Source organism: Rhodococcus sp. NS-SX18 (assembly GCF_057367935.1).
The window spans coordinates 3,452,810-3,472,017 of sequence record NZ_CM170633.1; the positions used below are offsets into that span (position 1 = coordinate 3,452,810).

The 19,208-nt window shown below is 69.6% G+C and carries 21 protein-coding genes; 8 read left to right on the plus strand and 13 right to left on the minus strand.

The features are described 5' to 3' along the window. Positions 1 to 14: 14 nt before the first annotated feature. Positions 15 to 803, minus strand: a complete 789-nt coding sequence (locus tag AC2IPW_RS15950; protein ID WP_003939134.1) for a ParA family protein — start codon at positions 801 to 803, stop codon at positions 15 to 17. Positions 804 to 896: 93 nt separating this feature from the next. Between AC2IPW_RS15950 and AC2IPW_RS15955 the strand changes: the two genes are divergently transcribed. Beyond that, positions 897 to 1,397, plus strand: a complete 501-nt coding sequence (locus AC2IPW_RS15955; protein ID WP_486375183.1) for a GNAT family N-acetyltransferase — start codon at positions 897 to 899, stop codon at positions 1,395 to 1,397. Here the strand turns inward: AC2IPW_RS15955 and AC2IPW_RS15960 are convergent. Beyond that, the gene (locus AC2IPW_RS15960) at positions 1,367 to 1,795 is read right to left on the minus strand and encodes a hypothetical protein (RefSeq protein WP_486375184.1); all 429 of its coding nucleotides are present in this window, start codon (positions 1,793 to 1,795) and stop codon (positions 1,367 to 1,369) included. The two genes, AC2IPW_RS15955 and AC2IPW_RS15960, sit on opposite strands and share 31 nt — an antisense overlap. Positions 1,796 to 1,842: 47 nt before the next feature. On the opposite strand from AC2IPW_RS15960, the gene AC2IPW_RS15965 reads away from it, so the two are divergent. Both AC2IPW_RS15965 and AC2IPW_RS15970 read left to right on the plus strand, forming a co-directional pair. After that, a complete protein-coding gene (locus AC2IPW_RS15965) occupies positions 1,843 to 2,793 on the plus strand; it encodes a diacylglycerol/lipid kinase family protein (protein ID WP_486375185.1) in 951 nt (316 codons plus the stop codon). 224 nt (positions 2,794 to 3,017) lie between these two features. Further along, positions 3,018 to 3,272: a WhiB family transcriptional regulator gene (locus AC2IPW_RS15970; RefSeq protein ID WP_003939130.1), complete on the plus strand. Its 255-nt coding sequence runs from the start codon at positions 3,018 to 3,020 to the stop codon at positions 3,270 to 3,272. Between the two features lie 103 nt (positions 3,273 to 3,375). Here AC2IPW_RS15970 and AC2IPW_RS15975 read toward each other — a convergent pair whose 3' ends face one another. Continuing rightward, complete coding sequence (locus AC2IPW_RS15975; protein ID WP_289377663.1) at positions 3,376 to 4,854, minus strand: sensor histidine kinase; 1,479 nt, start codon at positions 4,852 to 4,854, stop codon at positions 3,376 to 3,378. Between the two features lie 17 nt (positions 4,855 to 4,871). Beyond that, entirely contained in the window at positions 4,872 to 5,087 is a 216-nt protein-coding gene (locus AC2IPW_RS15980) for a biotin/lipoyl-binding carrier protein (protein ID WP_003939128.1), read from the minus strand. A gap of 96 nt (positions 5,088 to 5,183) precedes the next feature. On the opposite strand from AC2IPW_RS15980, the gene AC2IPW_RS15985 reads away from it, so the two are divergent. Continuing rightward, positions 5,184 to 5,258, plus strand: a complete 75-nt coding sequence (locus AC2IPW_RS15985) for a 50S ribosomal protein bL37 (protein WP_022597109.1) — start codon at positions 5,184 to 5,186, stop codon at positions 5,256 to 5,258. A 55-nt stretch (positions 5,259 to 5,313) separates the two neighbouring features. On the opposite strand, the gene rsrA is transcribed toward AC2IPW_RS15985, so the two are convergent. After that, complete coding sequence (gene rsrA, locus AC2IPW_RS15990; protein WP_003939127.1) at positions 5,314 to 5,595, minus strand: mycothiol system anti-sigma-R factor; 282 nt, start codon at positions 5,593 to 5,595, stop codon at positions 5,314 to 5,316. Continuing rightward, positions 5,592 to 6,221 carry a sigma-70 family RNA polymerase sigma factor gene (locus AC2IPW_RS15995; RefSeq protein WP_054374681.1) on the minus strand — a complete coding sequence of 210 codons (630 nt, stop codon included), beginning with the start codon at positions 6,219 to 6,221 and terminating at the stop codon, positions 5,592 to 5,594. The genes rsrA and AC2IPW_RS15995 overlap by 4 nt, the downstream gene beginning before the upstream one ends. A gap of 160 nt (positions 6,222 to 6,381) precedes the next feature. Here AC2IPW_RS15995 and ybaK point away from each other — a divergent pair, with 160 nt between their 5' ends. The 3 genes from ybaK (at position 6,382) to rsgA (ending at position 9,241) form a co-directional block, all read left to right on the plus strand. After that, positions 6,382 to 6,879, plus strand: coding sequence for a Cys-tRNA(Pro) deacylase (ybaK, locus tag AC2IPW_RS16000; RefSeq protein WP_450120715.1), 498 nt, complete (start codon positions 6,382 to 6,384; stop codon positions 6,877 to 6,879). A 107-nt stretch (positions 6,880 to 6,986) separates the two neighbouring features. After that, positions 6,987 to 8,255, plus strand: a complete 1,269-nt coding sequence (gene aroA, locus AC2IPW_RS16005; protein ID WP_450120716.1) for a 3-phosphoshikimate 1-carboxyvinyltransferase — start codon at positions 6,987 to 6,989, stop codon at positions 8,253 to 8,255. Next, positions 8,222 to 9,241, plus strand: coding sequence for a ribosome small subunit-dependent GTPase A (gene rsgA / locus AC2IPW_RS16010; RefSeq protein WP_003939123.1), 1,020 nt, complete (start codon positions 8,222 to 8,224; stop codon positions 9,239 to 9,241). Before aroA ends, rsgA begins: the two co-directional genes overlap by 34 nt. Positions 9,242 to 9,320: 79 nt before the next feature. Here rsgA and AC2IPW_RS16015 read toward each other — a convergent pair whose 3' ends face one another. The 6 genes from AC2IPW_RS16015 to AC2IPW_RS16040 all read right to left on the minus strand — a co-directional run bounded on the left by AC2IPW_RS16015 (position 9,321) and on the right by AC2IPW_RS16040 (position 15,499). Beyond that, entirely contained in the window at positions 9,321 to 10,556 is a 1,236-nt protein-coding gene (locus AC2IPW_RS16015; RefSeq protein ID WP_003939122.1) for a fatty acid desaturase family protein, read from the minus strand. A gap of 61 nt (positions 10,557 to 10,617) precedes the next feature. After that, complete coding sequence (locus AC2IPW_RS16020; RefSeq protein ID WP_003939121.1) at positions 10,618 to 11,850, minus strand: fatty acid desaturase family protein; 1,233 nt, start codon at positions 11,848 to 11,850, stop codon at positions 10,618 to 10,620. Between the two features lie 35 nt (positions 11,851 to 11,885). Further along, on the minus strand, positions 11,886 to 13,016 hold the full coding sequence (locus tag AC2IPW_RS16025; RefSeq protein WP_003939120.1) for a ferredoxin reductase: 1,131 nt from the start codon (positions 13,014 to 13,016) through the stop codon (positions 11,886 to 11,888). Between the two features lie 99 nt (positions 13,017 to 13,115). Continuing rightward, the gene (locus AC2IPW_RS16030) at positions 13,116 to 13,628 is read right to left on the minus strand and encodes a DUF6912 family protein (RefSeq protein ID WP_003939119.1); all 513 of its coding nucleotides are present in this window, start codon (positions 13,626 to 13,628) and stop codon (positions 13,116 to 13,118) included. Positions 13,629 to 13,631: 3 nt separating this feature from the next. Further along, entirely contained in the window at positions 13,632 to 15,044 is a 1,413-nt protein-coding gene (locus AC2IPW_RS16035; RefSeq protein WP_486375186.1) for a WS/DGAT/MGAT family O-acyltransferase, read from the minus strand. Beyond that, complete coding sequence (locus AC2IPW_RS16040) at positions 15,041 to 15,499, minus strand: HAD-IA family hydrolase (RefSeq protein WP_371383602.1); 459 nt, start codon at positions 15,497 to 15,499, stop codon at positions 15,041 to 15,043. Before AC2IPW_RS16040 ends, AC2IPW_RS16035 begins: the two co-directional genes overlap by 4 nt. Positions 15,500 to 15,671: 172 nt before the next feature. Here AC2IPW_RS16040 and AC2IPW_RS16045 point away from each other — a divergent pair, with 172 nt between their 5' ends. Beyond that, positions 15,672 to 16,175, plus strand: a complete 504-nt coding sequence (locus AC2IPW_RS16045) for an Rv3235 family protein (RefSeq protein WP_486375187.1) — start codon at positions 15,672 to 15,674, stop codon at positions 16,173 to 16,175. A 58-nt stretch (positions 16,176 to 16,233) separates the two neighbouring features. On the opposite strand, the gene secA is transcribed toward AC2IPW_RS16045, so the two are convergent. Continuing rightward, the gene (gene secA, locus AC2IPW_RS16050; protein ID WP_486377019.1) at positions 16,234 to 19,035 is read right to left on the minus strand and encodes a preprotein translocase subunit SecA; all 2,802 of its coding nucleotides are present in this window, start codon (positions 19,033 to 19,035) and stop codon (positions 16,234 to 16,236) included. Positions 19,036 to 19,208 lie beyond the last annotated feature (173 nt).

The window sequence follows — 19,208 nt, forward strand, 5'->3', positions numbered from 1 at the left end:
CCCCGGCCGACCCGTCACGACGTGAAGGTGGTCAATTCCTTGCCGTCGCGCCAGTGGGCGAGCAGGTTCTCGGCCAGCTCACGGTAGGCCTCGGCACCCTTGTTCTTCCGGCCGGCCAGCACCGAGGCCCCGGATGCCGACGCCTCCGCGAAGCGGACGGTGCGCGGGATCGGCGGCGCGAGTACCGGCATGTCGTACCGGTCGGCGACGTCGGCGAGCACGTCACGGCTGTGCGTCGTGCGGGCGTCGTAGAGGGTCGGTAGGGCACCGAGCAGCTCGAGGTCCGGGTTGGTGATCTGCTTGACCTCGGCGACGGTGCGCAGCAGCTGCCCGACGCCGCGATGCGCGAGGGTCTCGCACTGCAGGGGCACGAGCACGGATTGCGCCGCGGTCAGGCCGTTGAGCGTGAGCACGCCCAGCGACGGCGGGCAGTCGATCACGACGACGTCGAAGCTGTCGAGGAGAGGCGCCAGCGCCCGGCGAAGGGTGAACTCGCGTCCCGGCCGCATCAGCAGCAGGGCCTCGGCGCCGGCGAGGTCGATCGTCGCGGGCAGCAACGTGAACCCCTCGTCGGTGTCGAGCAGGACCTCCTTGGCCTCTGCCGCCCCCACCAGCACGTCGTGCACCGACCGTTCGAGCCGGTCGGGATTGTGCCCGAGCGAGAACGTCAGGCATCCCTGTGGGTCCAGGTCGACGACGAGCACCCGTTGCCCCAGCCCGGCCAGGGCGGCCGCCAGAGACGCGACGGTGGTCGTCTTCGCGACGCCACCCTTCTGATTTGCCACCGCAAGTACCGTTGTCACGGGTCGATCCTCGCTGAAAACTCGCCCGAACGCGAGAATCGACCGCGACTTCCGCCCCTCGGCGGGTCGCCGAACCTCACGAAAGGCCCGATCGTGATCCGCCGCGCCCGTCCCGCCGACGTCGACGCCCTCACCGCCCTCGTCTACGAACTGGCCGAGTACGAGAAGGCCCGCCACGAGTGCACCGTCGTGCCCGAGCAGCTGCACACGGCGTTGTTCGGGGCCGATGCCGCCGCGTTCGCCCACGTGGCCGAGGACGCGCACGGAACGGTGGTGGGCATGGCGCTGTGGTTCCGCAACTTCTCGACCTGGGACGGGGTGCACGGCATCTATCTCGAGGACCTGTACGTCCGGCCCGAGCATCGGGGACAGGGACACGGCCGCGCCCTGCTCGCGGCGCTGGCCCGCGAGTGCGTCGACCGTGGCTACAGTCGCCTGAGCTGGTCGGTGCTGGACTGGAACACGCCGTCGATCGGGTTCTACCGTTCGCTCGGCGCGGTCCCGCAGGACGAGTGGACCACCTTCCGTCTCAGCGGGCCGGCACTCGCCGCGCTCGGCGGAGATCAGACCGCGTCGTCGGCGTCCGGCGCGTAGTCCTGGGCCAGCCACCGCGTCGTCGGCGGGGCGAACAGCAGCACCAGCGCCGGCACCACGATCAGCGCCAGCAGAATGCCCAGCAGCACCTGGTGCGAGTCGGTCAGCAGCGACCAGACCACCGGTAGCAACAGCAGCTGCGCGACGATCGCCACGGCCCGTCCCCAGCGCTTTCCGCGCAGCAGCGCGATCCCGGCCGCGAGCACGGCACCGAACAGGATTCCCAGCCACAGCGCGAGGCCGTAGCCGTTTCCGACCGTCTGGTCGTGCCCGCCCGTCAGCGCCCGGACCACGGAGACCACAGCGAAACCGATGGCGATCACGCCTTCGAGGACGACGAGACCACCCGCCGCTCGAACGGTGGACGGAACGGTGCTGCGTGGCGACTCGGTGGACACCCGGCCAGCGTAGTGGACCCGTGCGAGACCACTTAGGCTGATGCTCCGTGCGCGCACTGTTGATCGTGAACCCCAACGCGACGACCACCACTCCGGCCGGTCGCGACCGGTTGGCCCGCGCACTCGCCGACCGGGTCTCCCTCACCGTCGCCCACACCACTCATCGGGGGCACGCCGCCGAACTGGCCCGCTCGGCGCACGCCGACGGAATGGACGTCGTCGTCGCGCACGGCGGCGACGGCACCGTCAACGAGATCGTCAACGGCCTGCTCGGTACCCCGTCGGTGCGCGCGGCCGACCCCACGCTCCCGCTGCTCGCGGTGGTCCCCGGCGGATCGGCCAATGTTTTCGCCCGCTCGCTGGGTGTGGACGCCGATCCGGTGAAGGCGACCGCGCAGTTGCTCGATCTGCTGGCCCGGCGCACGACCCGCCGGATCGGTCTCGGCCACTGCGACGGCCGGTGGTTCGTCTTCAATGCGGGGCTCGGACTCGACGCACAGGTGTGCGAGGCCATCGACCTGAGCCGGCTGGGCGGGCGGAAGGTCACGACGGCGCGGTACGTCGTGCATTCGATCACGCAGTTCTTCAAGTCGAAGGGTGCCGAGCCCGCGCTGACGTTGACGCTGCCCGGCCGGCCGCCGATTCCGGGCGTGTACTACGCGTTCGTCTCCAACTCGAGCCCGTGGACCTATCTCGACAAGCGCCCGGTGCACACCAACCCGGGCACCTCGTTCGACACCGGGCTCGGTGTCTTCGCGATGACGACGACGGCAGTGTTCGCAAGCTTGCGGGTGGTCCGCCAGCTGCTCGCGCGCCACGGGAATCCGAATTCCCGCCGACTGGTGCGGGTCGACGACGTGACGCGCGTGCAGGCGGTGTCGAGCCGGCCGATCGGTCTGCAGGTGGACGGGGACTACCTCGGTCTTCGCACCGAGGTGGAGTTCGTGTCGGTCCCCGCCGTACTCGAGGTCGTGGCGCCCATCCCGTGCGTCGAGTGACTCGGGTTACATTTTCGTTTTCCGAGGTGTACAAAGGAAGTTCGAGTCCCGCAACGGGCCACAACCGGCGTGAGCTTCCCCACGGTCGTGTCGATTCCTATTGACTTCACGCTGGTTCGTGAAAGCATTCACAAGTAACCGCGCGGAAACACTTGCCGACGCACGCATGAACTTGCCACCACGATCAGCCGGTGCGACGAGCACTATCGAAGGAGAGTAGAAGCATGGACTGGCGCCACAAGGCCATCTGCCGCGACGAGGATCCCGAGCTGTTCTTCCCCGTCGGTAACAGCGGCCCGGCCCTCGCGCAGATCGCCGACGCCAAGCTCGTGTGCAACCGCTGCCCCGTCACCGCCGAGTGCCTCTCCTGGGCCCTCGAGTCCGGTCAGGACGCGGGTGTGTGGGGCGGCATGAGCGAGGACGAGCGTCGTGCCCTCAAGCGCCGCAACGCCCGCACCCGGGCGCGCTCCGCGGTCTGACGCGGCCGACCGCCACAGATCTCCGGGAAGGCCCGGCACCACTTCGGTGCCGGGCCTTCCTGCTTCCGGAGGCCGGCTCCCCCGCCGTACACCTCACCGTGACTCAGCCGAGCGTCACCCGGCCCAGCGGAACCCGCAGCCGCGCATCCGTTCCCGTCGTCGCGCCCCGCTCGAGCCGCAACGTGCCGCCGAGTTCGGCGGCGACGAGCGTGCGGACGATCTGCAGACCCAACCGGTCCGAGCTCTCGAGGTCGAATCCCTCCGGCAGTCCCTTGCCCTCGTCGTGGACCACCACGTCGAGCCAGCGGGCCGACCGCTCGGCCCGCAGCGTCACGGTGCCGGCAGCACCCGGATCGAAGGCATGCTCCACGGAGTTCTGCACGAGTTCGGTGAGCACCATCACCAGCGGTGTCGCCCGCTCGGCGGGGAAGACACCGAGGCTGCCCTCCCGTCGCACCCGGACCTGGCTCCCCACGGTCGCGACGTCGACGACGATGGGGATCAGCCGGTCGACGACGTCGTCGAGATCGACCTCCTCGTCCACCGACATCGACAGCGCCTCGTGCACGAGCGCGATCGACGTCACCCGGCGTACCGCCTCGGCCAGTGCCTGCCGGGCCTCGGTGTTGCCCGTGCGCCGGGCCTGCAGCCGCAGCAGAGCCGCGACCGTCTGCAGGTTGTTCTTCACCCGGTGATGGATCTCCCGGATCGTGGCGTCCTTGCTCAGCAGCGCCCGATCGCGCCGCTTGACCTCGGTGACGTCGCGGATGACCACCGCAGCACCCTCGAGCCGGCCGCCGGGCGCGAGCACCAGCGCACGCAGCAGCACGGTGGCCCCGCGTGCCTCGATCTCCATGGGCCGGCCCAGCTTGCCGCGCACCGCGCCCCGCAGGTAGCTCTCGACGTCCTCGCTCTCGAACGGATCGGTCACCAGCGCGCGTGTCGTCTCGATCAGGTTCTGGCCGAGCAGGTCGGAGTTCAGGCCCATCCGGTGATAGGCGGACAGGGCATTCGGGCTCGCATACACCACCCGGCCGGACCGGTCGAGGCGGATGAAGCCGTCGCCCGCGCGGGGACTCGACTTGGTGTCCGAACGCGATTCCGTGGTCGGGAAGGCGCCCTCGCAGATCATCGTGAACAGGGCGTCCGCGCACTCGAGGTACGCGGTCTCGAGAGCGCTCTTGGTGCGCCTGGCCACGGTGGCCGCGTCGCGGCTCAGGACGGCGATGACCTGTCCGTCCCAGCGGACCGGCACCGCCTGCCGGCGCAGCGGTGCGACGTGGCTCGGCCGCGCGTCCGCAGAGACGACCACTCCGGTCTCGAGGGCCCGCAACACGTGTGGGTGCTCCCGCTCGGACACCACCGAACCCACCATGTCCTCGGGCAGCACGGTCGATGCGGTGGTGGGGCGGCACTGCGCCACGCACACCACCCCACCCGGCTCGGCGCTCACCCACAACAGGACGTCCGCGAAGGACAGGTCCGCGAGCAGCTGCCATTCCCCGACGACTCGCTGCAGGTGGTCGACCGCACCGCCCGGCAGGTCGGTGTGCTCGGCGAGAAGAGCGCTGAGGGTGGACACGGGCGGCACGTGCGGGCTCAGGAGATGACCGCGATGAGGTCGCCCTGCTGCACGACGTCGCCGACGACCACGTCCAGTGAGGTCACGGTGCCCGACGTCTCGGCGAGCACCGGAATCTCCATCTTCATGGACTCCAGGATCACCAGTGTGTCGCCCTCGGCGACGACGTCCCCTTCCTGCACCACCACCTCGAACACGGTGGAGACCATCTCGGCGCGCACGTCTTCGGCCATCGGGCACCTCATTCCACGAAGAAGACGGCGGCCCTGCTTTCAGGGCCACCGGACCACACGTGAAACACTGTAATGAACGAGAAAGGAGATCGGACCATGGGTAAGCGAGGCCGCAAGAAGCGCAGCCGCAAGGGTAACGCCGCCAACCACGGCAAGCGTCCCAACGCCTGAGGCGCGAACAGGGGGCCGGAAGCACTGCTTCCGGCCCCCTCGCGCGTCTCGGGGTTCAATCCCGGGCGTCGGTGCGCGTCACGACGACGGTCCGCCGGATCTCGACCAGCAGCCGCTCGCGCAGACCCTCCGGAGCGTGCTCGCCGCCGCACTTGCGACTGAGCAGGGACTTGAGCTGGGATTCGAGCCCGTACGCCTCGAGGCAGGACCCGCAGTCGTCGAGATGGCGCTGCAGACGCTCACGCGACCGGTCGTCGCACTCGCTGTCGAGCAGCAGATAGACGTCCGCGATCACTGCGGAACAGTCGAGCTGATCGAAGTCGGCCGACTCGCTCACCTCGAGACCTCCTTCTCGTCCACACCGGGTCCGACAGCCGCGTCGACGGCCCCGCTCCGGTTGAATCCTCGTTCCCGCGCGACATCGGCCAGCAGGCCGCGCAGCTGCTTGCGGCCACGGTGCAGCCGTGACATGACCGTGCCGATGGGGGTGCCCATGATCTCCGCGATCTCCTTGTACGGGAAACCCTCGACGTCGGCGTAGTACACCGCCATCCGGAACTCCTCGGGCAGCTCCTGCAGCGCGGCCTTGATGTCGTCGTCGGGAAGCGCATCGAGCGCCTCGACCTCCGCCGACCGCAGCCCGGTGGAGCTGTGCTCGGCCGTCGCCGCCAGCTGCCAGTCGGTGATCTCCTCGGTGGGGTACTGAGCGGGCTGGCGCTGCTTCTTGCGGTAGGAGTTGATGTAGGTGTTCGTCAGGATGCGGTACAGCCACGCCTTGAGGTTGGTCCCCTCCTTGAACGAGGAGAAGGCGGAGAACGCCTTGATATACGTCTCCTGAACCAGATCCTCGGCGTCCGCGGGGTTGCGGGTCATCCGCAGGGCCGCGCCGTAGAGCTGATCGAGCAAGGGCAGCGCGTCCCGCTCGAACCGTTCGGCCAGTTCCGTACCAGACTCCTCGACCACACCGATCCCTTCACTTGCCGTATCCGTGAAGGCTACCGGCCGGGACGGGCACAGCACAGGCACGCGGTACTCCTCGCTCTCGGTCACCGGCCACGCCGATCGTGGCGGCCACCCGGAATCAACACGACAGGGTGGGTGCTTGTTCCCTACATTGACGCGCATGGCCTCGACCTCCACTCCCGCGACCACGCTGCTGACACGCGAGAAAGTCACCCACCGCGTCCACGAGTACCCGCACGACCCGCGAGCCGGCTCGTTCGGTACCGAGGCCGTCGAGATCCTCGGGCAGCGGCTCGGGGTGGCTCCCGCCCAGATCTTCAAGACCCTCGTGATCAAGCTCTCCGACGGCAAGCTCGCGGTCGCCGTGATCCCGGTCCCGGCGACGCTGTCGCTCAAGGCGGCCGCGGCCGCCCTCGGAGGCGGCAAGGCGGTCATGGCCGAGCGCAGCGACGCCGAACGCGCCACCGGTTACGTCCTCGGGGGCATCTCACCGCTGGGTCAGCGCAGCCGGCTGCGCACCGCCGTCGACGCTTCCGCGCACCAGTGGGATCGGGTCCTGTGCAGCGCCGGCCGCCGCGGTCTCGAGATCGAACTCGCCCCGGCGGACCTGGTGCGGCTCACCGGAGCAGTGGTTGCGCCGATCACCGCCGGGGCCTGATGCGGGGCCGCCCGGCAGGTGGCGTGCCGACCGTGCCCCGCGCGGACCACACCCGGCTGCGGGGTGTGGCGGGTGGCCGCCGGCTCCGGATAGGCGAAGATGGACGGGTGAATCCGTGGAGTGCACCCCGAGCCGAGTCACCCGTCGACAGTTCCGTCGTGCTGCCCGGGTCCAAGTCGATCACCAACCGCGCCCTGATCCTCGCTGCCCTCGCGGACGGCCCGTCCACCGTGACCGGCGCGCTGCGCAGCCGCGACACCGACCTGATGATCGAGGCTCTGCGCGGACTGGGTGCGACGATCGACGAGCGGGACGACGGCACCACGCTGCACGTGACCCCTGGCCGGCTGCACGGCGCCCGGGTGGACTGCGGCCTGGCGGGAACGGTGATGCGATTCGTGCCGCCCCTCGCGGCGCTGGCCGACGGCGACGTCTTCTTCGACGGTGACGAGCAGGCGCGTACCCGCCCGATGGGCACCGTCCTCGAGGCCCTGCGCTCGCTCGGCGCCGACGTCGACGGCGACACCCTGCCCTTCACCGTGCACGGGCGCGGCTCCCTGCGCGGCGGCACCGTCACCATCGACGCGTCGGGGTCGTCGCAGTTCGTCTCGGGTCTGCTGCTGTCCGCCGCCGCGTTCGACGAGGGCGTCACGGTGCGGCACGCCGGGGCGACGGTGCCGTCCATGCCGCACATCGACATGACCGTCGAGATGCTGCGTGAGGCCGGAGTGACGGTGGACACGTCCGTGCCCGACACCTGGCGGGTCGCACCGGGCCCGGTCCGCGCCGTGGACCGGGTCGTCGAGCCCGATCTGTCCAACGCGACCCCGTTCCTGGCGGCCGCGGCCGTCACGGGCGGCACGGTGTCGGTGCCGCGGTGGCCGCAGCGCACCACCCAGGCCGGCGACGCGATCCGCGGCATCCTCGAACAGATGGGCGCCGATGTCGCGCTGTCCGACGGAACGCTCACCGTGCGAGGTCCGGAGCAGCTGCGCGGCCTCGACGTCGATCTGCACGACGTCGGCGAGCTCGCCCCCACGGTCGCCGCACTCGCAGCGCTGGCGACCACCCCGTCCACCCTGCGGGGCATCGCCCATCTGCGCGGGCACGAGACGGACCGCCTGGCCGCCCTGGCCACGGAGCTCGGCAAGCTCGGTGGTTCCGCCACCGAACTCGCCGACGGCCTGCACATCGTGCCCGCGCCGCTGCACGGCGGACGCTGGCATTCGTATGCGGACCACCGGATGGCCACGGCGGGCGCAATCGTGGGGCTCGTGGTCGACGGCGTCGAGGTCGAGGACATCGGCACGACGGCCAAGACCCTGCCCGGCTTCCCCGAGCTGTGGGCCGGGATGCTGAGGGGAGCGCGCTCCTGAGCCGGCGGACCTACGACGAGTCCGACGTCCGGATCCGTCCGGGCAAGGGCTCGCGGCCGCGCACGAAGGACCGGCCGGCCCATCGGGACGCCGTCGAAGCGATGGTCGTCTCCGTCGACCGTGGTCGGTGGGGCTGCGTGCTGGAGGGTGATCCCGCGCGGCCGGTCGTCGCGATGCGGGCCCGGGAGCTCGGGCGTACCCCCGTCGTCGTCGGGGACCGGGTCGGCGTGGTCGGAGACCTGTCGGGGCGGCCCGACACGCTGGCGCGCATCGTGCGGGTACAGGAACGCACCACGGTGTTGCGCCGCACCGCCGACGACACCGACCCGTTCGAGCGGATCGTCGTGGCCAACGCGGAGCAGTTGCTGATCGTCGTCGCACTGGCCGATCCGCCGCCGCGGACCGGGCTGGTCGAACGGTCCATGGTCGCCGCGTATGCGGGCGGGCTGGAACCGGTGCTGTGCCTGACGAAGAGCGATCTGGCCGATCCCGGAGAGTTCACGGCGCAGTTCGCGGATCTGGACGTACCTGTGGTGCTGGCGGGCCGTGAGCAGGACCTGTCGGAGCTGAAGGCGATGCTGGCGGGCAGGTCGACCGCGCTGATCGGTCATTCCGGCGTGGGAAAGTCCACTCTGGTCAACCGGCTCGTCCCGGATGCCGACCGGGCCACCGGCGAGGTCTCGGGAGTCGGGAAGGGCCGGCACACCTCCACGCAGTCGGTGGCGCTCCCGCTGCCGGGCGGCGGGTGGGTGATCGACACGCCGGGGATCAGGTCGTTCGGACTCGCCCACATCGATGCCGACGACGTGATCGCCGCGTTCTCGGATCTCGCCGACGCGGTGGAGGACTGTCCCCGTGGCTGCACCCACCTGGGTCCGCCCGCGGACCCCGAGTGCGCACTCGACACCCTCGAGGGCAAGTCCGGGCGCCGCGCGATGGCGGTGCGCACACTGTTGACCGCGATCGCCGCCAACGAAACCTGGTGACCCCCCGGGCGCCCGGTGTCACAGGGACGCCGAGCGCCCGGTGTCACAGGGACGCCGGGCGCTCGGTGCGGATTCGGGATCAGCGCATGCCGAGGAGCCGGCGCACGCCGCGGACCCGGCGGTTCTCGCGGATCGCCGTGGCCAGACCGCGTCGCCGCCCGGTCGCGGGGTCCACGACGGCGGTGCCGCCGAAGCCGCGCTCGGACGCGGTTTCCGGGGCGGCGTCCGGGGTGTCCGCGAGGTACTTGTTCGGCAGCGACAGTTTGGCAATGGTGCGCCAGGACTTGAAGTACTGCACGGCGAGCGGGCCGGTGGTGTACGGCAGGTCGTACTTGTCGCACAGCTCGCGCACCCGCACCGCGATCTCGGCGTACCGGTTCGACGGCAGGTCCGGGAACAGGTGGTGTTCGATCTGGTAGCTCAGGTTGCCCGTCATGAAGTCCATGACCGGGCCGCCGGAGATGTTGGCGCTGCCGAGCATCTGGCGCAGGTACCACTGCGCCTGCGTCTCGTTATCGACGTCGGCCTTGGTGAACTTCTCGGCGCCGTCGGGGAAGTGTCCGCAGAAGATGACCGCGTTGGTCCACAGATTGCGGATCACATTGGCCGTCATGTTAGCGGTGAGCGTGGACTTCCATGCCTTACCCGTCAGCGCCGGGTAGACCACGTAGTCCTTGGCGATCTGGCGACCGATCTTGTCCCCGACCTCGCGCAGCTTGCGCTTGGTCTCGGCACGGTCGTCCCGGCCCTTGGCGACCTTGCCGAGTTCGAGGTGCTGGATCGCGACGCCGTACTGGAACAGCAGGGCGAGCAGGGCGTTGTAGACGATGTTGCCGTAGTTGAACGGCTGCCAGCGCTGGTCGCGCGTGACCCGCAGCAGGCCGTATCCCACGTCGTCGTCCATGCCGAGGATGTTGGTGTACTTGTGGTGCAGGTAGTTGTGGGTCTGCTTCCAGTGCGCCGACGGGTCGGCGTTGTCCCACTCCCAGTGGACGGAGTGGACCTCGGGATCGTTCATCCAGTCCCACTGCCCGTGCATCACGTTGTGCCCGAGCTCCATGTTCTCGATGATCTTCGAGAGGCCGAGCAAGCCCGCACCGAGCAGCCACAGCGGCCGACGGCGGCTGCCGAACAGCACCGCACGCCCGCTCAGCTCCAGGCCGCGCTGCAGCCGGATCGTGTTGCGGATGTAGCGGGCGTCGCGCTCGCCGCGGGAGTCCTCGATGTCCCGTCGGATGGCGTCGAGCTCCCGGCCGAGGGCCTCGACGTCTGCCTCGGTGAGGTGCGCGTACTCCTTGATGTCCGAAATGGCCATGCGCCTACCGTACCGTAAGTTACGAGTCCGTAGGTTACGGGAATGTAGCTTGTGCGGCAGATCACTTCCGCCGGGCGGCGCGCTTGGTGGCACGCAAGGTCCGCAGCGCAGTCGCGAGCCCTTCGCGACGCTCACCCAACGACCGCGCCCGCGGCAGATCGGGACGCTGGAACTTTCGCTCGGAAGAGGTCTCCGGGGCATCGTCCGACGTCGCCCGCAGCCAGGAGTCCGGCAGTGCCAGCTTGTGGATCGTGCGCAGGGCGAGCAGGTACTGCTTACCGAGCGGACCGCTGGTGTACGGCAGGTCGTACTTCGCACACAGCGCCCGTACCCGCTCCGCGATCTCCGGGTAGCGGTTGCTGGGCAGGTCCGGGAACAGGTGGTGCTCGATCTGGTAGCTCAGGTTGCCCGTCATGAAGGCCATCACCGGACCGGCATCGATGTTGGCGCTACCGAGCAGCTGCCGCAGGTACCACTGCCCCTGCGTCTCGTTCTCGTACTGCGCCACGGTGAACTTCTCGGCGCCGTCGGGAAAGTGGCCGCAGAAGATGACCACGTACGCCCACAGGTTCCGCACCAGATTCGCCGTCAGGTTCGCGGTGATCGTGCTGCGCCACGCGCGACCGGTCATGGCCGGGAACAGCACCAGGTCCTTGCCCAGCTGGCGCGCAATCTTGCGAGCAAAATCCTTGGTGGGCTGGGAGTTCCACTGGCCGTCCGGCACACCGGCAGCCTTCTTCTCGGCATCGAGGTCGTGCAGTGCGATACCCCACTCGAACGTGGCTGCGAGAATCAGGTTGGCCAGCGGCTGCAGCAGGTTGATCGGCCGCCACTTCTCGTCGCGCGTCATCCGCAGGATGCCGAATCCCACGTCTTCGTCCATCCCGACGATGTTCGTGTAGGTGTGGTGCGCGTAGTTGTGGGCACGCTTCCAGTGCTGCGACGGCCCCGTCTGGTCCCATTCCCACGAGGTCGAGTGGATCTCCGGATCGTTCATCCAGTCCCACTGCCCGTGCATCACGTTGTGCCCGAGCTCCATGTTCTCGATGATCTTCGACAGCGAGAGCAGGCCCGTGCCGAGGAGCCACAGCGGACGTCGGCGGCTGCCGAACAGCGCCGCACGGCCGCCGATCTCGAGGACGCGTTGCAGACGAATGGTGTTGCGGATGTAGCGGGCGTCGCGCAGTCCTCGCGCGTCCTCGATATCGCGACGGATTGCATCGAACTCGCGGCCGAGCTCCTCGATGTCCGCGTCGGTGAGATGGGCGAACTCGGTGATGTCGGTGATTGCCACCGGGGTCCTTCCCCCTGGAACGGGTGGGTAGTGCGTCAGGCGCCGAGCGTGCAGTCTCCGGCAGCCGCGGAGATGCAGGTCTGCACCCGCTCCCCCTCGGCGTGTTCCTTGCCGGACCGAAGGTCGACGACATGCCCCTTCTCCAGGGGCACCACACAAGTCTGACAGATTCCCATCCGGCAGCCGAACGGCATCAGCGCGCCGGCGCTCTCACCGGCCTCGAGCAGGGTCGTCGCACCGTCGACGGTGACGACCTTTCCGGACTTGGCGAAGGTCACCGTGCCGCCGGCGCCGGAGGTGTCCGCGCGGGAGACGGCGAAGCGTTCCAGATGCAGCCGCTCCGGCAGGCCCGCGGAATCCCAGAACCGCTCGATGTCGTCGAGCATCGCCTGCGGTCCACACGCCCACACCTGGCGGTCCCGCCAGTCGGGGCACACCGTGTCGAGCTCGGGGAGGGCGAACTTGCCCTGCTCCCGAGTCAGGCGCACGTACGGGTGGTACTGCTCGTGGTCTGCCCCGAATCGGGCGATCTCGTCGGCGAACATCACCTCGGGGGCGGTGGGCGCCGAGTGGATGTGCACCACGTCGGGCAGCTGGGCATGTGCCTGCTCGGAGCGGCGGTCGAGGGTGCGCAGCATCGAGATGATCGGGGTGATGCCGCTGCCCGCGGTGAGGAACAGAATCTTCGGCGGCGGGGGGTCGGACAGGACGAACTCGCCCTTGGGTTCGGCGAGCCGCACGATCGTGCCGGCGGGCACGCCGCTGACGAGGTGGGTCGAGAGGAACCCGTCCGTCATGGCCTTGACGGTGATCGAGATGAGCTTGCGGTCCCAGGTGGGCGAGGAGGTGAGCGAGTACGAACGCCAGTGCCAGCGGCCGTCGACGTGCAGTCCGATGCCGATGTACTGACCCGGTGCGTACCCGAAGTCGAAGCCCCAGCCGGGCTTGATGACGAGCGTCGCGGAGTCCGCGGTCTCGCGGCGGACCTCGACGATGCGTCCACGCAGCTCGCGCGCCGACCACAGCGGGTTGGCGAGATGCAGGTAGTCGTCGGGAAGGAGGGGTGTCGTCAGCCGCGCGGCCGCGCCACGCAGGATGTTCGACACGGATCGGTCCTTCGTCGCGACGTGCGCCGCCGGCCGCTCGATCCAGTCCTTCAGACCCATCCGATCACTTCTCCTCGTCCACGGGCTACGCCTCCGTAGGTTACCAGTTCCCTACGGAGGCGTAGGTTGAGTCGAGACGGCGATCACACTCGGAGCCGATCAGAGCAGCTCCAGTAGGAACTGCAGCTCCTGCGTGGCGTACCAGGCGAGTTCGTGGTCCTCGGCGTCGCCCAGCACGAACTCCGCCTCCTCGTCGCCGAGATCGGCGGCATCGACGACCGGCAGGGCCCGGGCGATGTCCGGCTCCGCAGCGGCGAGGTCCACGTGCACCGACGCCACCGCGGACAGCGGCACCGGACCGGGCAGCCGGACCACCGCGTCGTCGAGGTCGGGACGCAGGGTCACTTCGTCGACGTCCGCGGCCACCACCACCCGGCGCAGACCGAACTCGGGCGGCGGGTCGTCGTCGGCCCGGCCGGCCAGCAGCCGCAGCGAGGCGCGGGCGGCCTCGGCCATCGCGACCTCGGCGAGTTCCTCGTCGTCGCCGGAGGTGTACGCCTCGCGCAGCGCCGGGGTGACAGCGAACGCGGTACGGCTCACCGCCTCGAACTCACCGTCGGCGACCAGCCGCTTCAACGTCTCGATGGTCGCCGGTACGTACACCCGCGTCACAACTCACCTACTGGCATCCAACAACTCCTCGAGCGACTCGTGCAGCAGCGACGTCAGCACCTCCACATCGGGCATGGCGTCGCGGTCCGCATTGAGACCGTAGTAGACGTTGCCGTCGTACGACGTCAACGCGACGCTCAGCGCCTGATTCTTCAGCAGGGGCGAGATCGGATACATCTCGAGGACCCGGGCCCCGGCGAGGTAGAGGGGATGCTGCGGGCCCGGCGCGTTCGTGATCATCAGGTTGAACATGCGCTGGGAGAATCCGCTCGCGACCCGAGCCCCCACCGCATGCATGGTCGCGGGCGCGAATCCGGACAGTCGCATCATCGACCGCGCCGGTACCCGCCGGCCCTGCCGCGAGTAGGCCTCCCCGGCGTGCGAGATGTGGGACAGACGGACGACCGCGTTCGGTTCCCCGACCGGAAGGTCCACCAGGAACGTCGAGACCTCCCCGCGCGGACCCGTCTCGGACTCCTCCCGGCCCGCCTCCGGCGCGTCCGGGTCCTGTGCGTACACGGACATGGGCACCATCGCCCGGACCACCGTCGCCTCCGTCAGCGGCTCCCCGCGGGAGAGCAGCCAGTACCGCAGCGCCCCCGCGATCACCGCCAGCACGACATCGTTGACGGTGCAGCCGTACCGCGCCCGGATCTTGCGGTACAACTCGAGATCCGCCTTGACCACCGCGAACCGGCGGTTACGGGAGATCGGGGCGTTCAACGGGCTGTCGGGCGCGGACTGGGCGGCGGTGCGCGCCAACCGGCCCACCACGTCCAGCGCCTCCCCGGCCGTCGCGGCCAGATCGCCGACCGCCGCCCGCACTCCCGACACCGCCTCACCGGGCCGGGCCACCAGCTCGGCGAGCGCGCCGAGCAGCAGCGCCGAGTCGCTCGGCTCCGGCTCCGGCATCCACAACTCCTCCGGATCCACCCGGGGCGTCTCGGTGGGCTCGAAGAGGACCTGTCCGATCTCGAGTGCCTGATCGCCGTCCACCAGCGCCGAGTGGGTCTTTGTGAACAGGGCGCACCGGTCGCCGGCGAGGCCTTCGACGAGATACATCTCCCACAGCGGGCGGGAGCGGTCGAGGGGACGGGAGATCAACCGGGCCAACAGGTCGTGCAGCTGCGTTTCGGAGCCGGGCCGCGGAAGTGCCGATCGCCGCACGTGATAGGTGATGTCGAAGTCGCGGTCGTCGACCCACACCGGACGCGCCAGGCCGAGCGCGACCTCGCGCGCCTTCTGCCGGTACCGCGGCACCGCGGCCAGACGGCGCTCCACGAGCCGCAGCACGTCCTCGTAGTCGAGCCCGCCGCTCGGCTGCTCCAGGATGGCGAGCGACCCGATGTGCATGGGGGTGTTGCTCGTCTCCAGAAAGTAGAACGACGCGTCCTGAGCCGACATCCGGTGGGTCATCGCCCCGCATCCCTCTCGTCTTCGTCCCGTCGCGCCGCTCCGGCCTGCGACGGGACGTCGAGACCGAACAGTACCGTCAGTTCCGCCACCACCTCGGCGGCATCGGCGTGGTGCACGCCGACCATTCCCGCGGCGACCGCACCGTCCACGTTCACCCGCAGGTCGTCGACGAACACGCACACCGACGGCTCGAGCCCGAGACGCCGGGCCACCGCCAGGTAGCTGCGCGGATCCGGTTTCGCGGTGCCCACGTCTGCGGACAGCACCACCTCGTCCACCAGCCGGCCCCGCCCCAGATCACGCAGGGGTGCGGCCGCGGCACCACCCGGATCGTTGCTGAGGATCGCGGTGCGCACGCCGCGCCGGCGCACCTCGGCGAGGATCCCGCCGAGCGCGGCCGCGTCCGTGCCGGGGCCCGCGAGCACCCCACCGAAATCGAGAACCAGTCCACGCATCGCCTCACCCTAGTTCGCGCGCACCGGTCAGGCGATGCAACGACCCGAACGACACGGCGACACCGGCGCGCGGATGTGGCACCATGACCGGCGACTCCGTCCTCTCCCGGGGTCTGTGCACCCGCTGTCGGCTGTTCCGCGCCGACGTCGTCCCTCGGAACCGGGAGAATCGATGACCCCTCAGCACGACGCCCGCTACGTCCGGCGCATCGTTCCGTTCGAGCCGCCGGTGCAGCGTTGCTGCCCGGCCGGACCGCACCGCCGGCACGCGAAGCGGCGCCTCACCCCGCACGACGGCCGTTCGATGCGGGTGAAGGCCGTGCCGCCGACCGGGCGAGCACTACCGGAGGTGGATCCGGCGGCACGACGGTTCGCCGACCTCGCGGCCCGGTTGATCCTCGAAGTAGCCGACCGCCGCCGCCCGGAGCCCCAGCTCGCCGCCGTGCTCCATCCGTCGCTGCATGCGGCCGTAGCTGTCGGCACGAGGACGAACGATGCGGGGACGGCGGTGCTCCTGCGGACCCGGCTGCGTGCGGTGGACGCCGACACCGCCGAGTTGTTCGGCTCCTACGGCCGCGGCCATCGCGTGTTCGCGCTGGCCGGCCGGATCTCGCGCCACCCCGTGTCACGCCGGACGCCGCACGGATGGCTGCTCACCACGGTGTGGCTGGGCTGACCATGCGTCCGGGCTGACTATGCGTCCGGGCCGGCCACCTCCCGGCCCGGACGCACCGTCAGCGGCGGCGCTGCGCCTTGGCCTGCTTGCGTGCCGCCTCCCGGCGTTGCCGACGAGTGCCCGTCGTCCCGGGTGCGGACGCGGCCGGCGACGAGGTCGCGGAACTGCGCCGAACCTGGGCACTGCCGTCCTCGGCCGGCCCGGTGTAGGTGAGATTGCGATCGTCGTCCTCGTCGAGTCCCTTCGCGCGCAGCGTCGCCGGGGCGGGCGTGGGTGCCGGAGTCGGCGCGGGGGCGGCCGGGGTCGGAGCCGGCTTCGTCAGGGTGGGGGCGGCCTGCGCGGTGGCCGCGGCGGACGCGGCGGTGACACCGACCCCCGGGGCCGGCTGCGGCCGCGCGGCCTCGACCTGCAGGTTGAACAGGAATCCGACGGACTCCTCCTTCAGGCCCTCGAGCATCCCGACGAACATGTCGTAGCCCTCGCGCTGGTACTCCACGAGGGGATCGCGCTGGGCCATCGCCCGCAGGCCGATGCCCTCCTTGAGGTAGTCCATCTCGTAGAGGTGTTCGCGCCACTTGCGGTCGAGCACCGAGAGCAGGACCCGACGCTCGAGCTCGCGCATGCCGCCCTCCCCGGCGATGGCGTCGATCTCCGCCTCACGGCGGGCGTATGCGGCGTGCGCGTCCTTCAGCAACGCCTCACGCAGTTCCTCCCGGCTGAGATCCGCGGGTTCGCCGTCCGTGGAGGTGGCGAGCTCCTTGTGATCGAGGCCCACCGGGTAGAGGGTCCGCAGGGCCGTCCACAGCTGCTCGAGGTCCCAGTCCTCGACGTAACCGTCGGCGGTGGCGCCGTCGACGTAGGCGGTGACCACGTCCGTGATCATGTGCTCGACCTGGCCTTCGAGATCCTCCCCGCGCAGGATGCGGCGACGCTCGTCGTAGATGACGGTGCGCTGCTGGTTCATCACCTCGTCGTACTTCAGGACGTTCTTGCGGATCTCGAAGTTCTGCTGCTCGACCTGTGTCTGGGCGCTCTTGATGGCCTTCGAGACCATCTTCGCCTCGATCGGCACGTCGTCGGGCAGGTTCAAGCGGGTCATGATCGATTCGAGCGCCGCACCGTTGAACCGGCGCATCAACTCGTCACCGAGCGAGAGGTAGAAGCGCGACTCGCCCGGGTCTCCCTGCCGGCCGGACCGGCCGCGCAGCTGGTTGTCGATCCGGCGGGACTCGTGCCGCTCGGTGCCGAGGACGTACAGGCCGCCGGCGTCCCTGACCTTGTCGGCGTCGGCCTTGACCTCGGCGTTGATCCGCTCGACCGCCTCGTCCCAGGCCGCCTCGTACTCCTCGGGCGTGTGGACCGGGTCGAGACCCCGCTTGCGCAGCTCCACGTCGGCGAGGATGTCGGGGTTGCCGCCGAGCACGATGTCGGTACCGCGGCCGGCCATGTTGGTCGCGACGGTCACCGCACCGGACCGCCCGGCCTCGGCGATGATGGTCGCCTCCTGCTCGTGGAACTTGGCGTTGAGCACGTTGTGCGGAATGCCGCGCTTGGTGAACTGCGCGGACAGGTACTCGGAGCGTTCGACGCTGGTGGTGCCGATCAGGACCGGCTGCCCCTTGGCATGCCGTTCGGCGACGTCGTCGACGACCGCCGCGAACTTCGCCGTCTCCGTCTTGTAGATCAGGTCGCCCTGGTCCACGCGGACCATCGGCTTGTTGGTCGGGATCGGGATCACCCCGAGCTCGTAGATCTGGTGCAGCTCCGCGGCCTCGGTCTCGGCGGTGCCCGTCATGCCGGAGAGCTTGTCGTAGAGGCGGAAGTAGTTCTGCAGCGTGATCGTGGCGAGCGTCTGGTTCTCCGCCTTGATCTCGACGCGTTCCTTGGCCTCGATGGCCTGGTGCATGCCCTCGTTGTAGCGACGTCCGACGAGGATGCGGCCGGTGAACTCGTCGACGATGATCACCTCGCCGTCCCGGACGATGTAGTCCTTGTCGCGCTGGTACAGCTCCTTGGCCTTGATCGCGTTGTTGAGGTAGCTCACCAGCGGCGAGTTCGCCGCCTCGTACAGGTTGTCGATGCCGAGCTGGTCCTCGACGAGCTCGACCCCCGCTTCGTGCACGCCGATGGTGCGCTTCTTGATGTCCACCTCGTAGTGGACGTCCTTCTTCAGCAGCGGCGCAATCCGCGCGAACTCGGCGTACCACTTGCTCGACGCGTCGGCCGGGCCGGAGATGATCAGCGGCGTCCGGGCCTCGTCGATGAGGATCGAGTCGACCTCGTCGACGATCGCGAAGTTGTGGCCGCGCTGCACGAGATCGTCGAGCGAGTGCGTCATGTTGTCGCGCAGGTAGTCGAAGCCGAACTCGTTGTTGGTGCCGTAGGTGATGTCGGCTGCGTATGCGGTGCGCCGCTCGGCGGGCGTCAGACCGGACAGGATCACCGCGGTCTCGAGACCGAGTGACCGGTGCACCCGGCCCATCCACTCGGAGTCGCGCTTGGCGAGATAGTCGTTGACCGTCACCACGTGCACGCCCTCGTCGGCGATGGCATTGAGGTATGCGGGCAGCACACAGGTCAGGGTCTTGCCCTCACCGGTCTTCATCTCGGCGATGTTGCCGAAGTGCAGGGCCGCGCCGCCCATGATCTGAACCGGGTAGTGCTTCTGCCCCAGCACGCGCCACGACGCCTCGCGGGCCGTGGCGAACGCCTCGGGCAGCAACTCGTCGAGGGCCTCACCCTCCTGGTAGCGACGACGGAACTCGTCCGTCTTGGCCCGTAACTGCTCGTCGGTGAGGGACTCGAACTCGGGTGAGAGGGAATCGACGTGGTCGGCGATGTGCTTGAGCCGCTTGACCATGCGACCTTCACCGACTCGGAGCAGCTTCGACAGCGACAGCACGGGCGTGTTCGTCCTCAATCTCGGGTACAGCACGGACAACGAAAATCCGGCCGAGGCCTGTATCGACCCCGGCCGGATTCCATGGTAGGCGGTCTATCGACGAGGTGACCACGGGCGACCGCTCGGCGGGG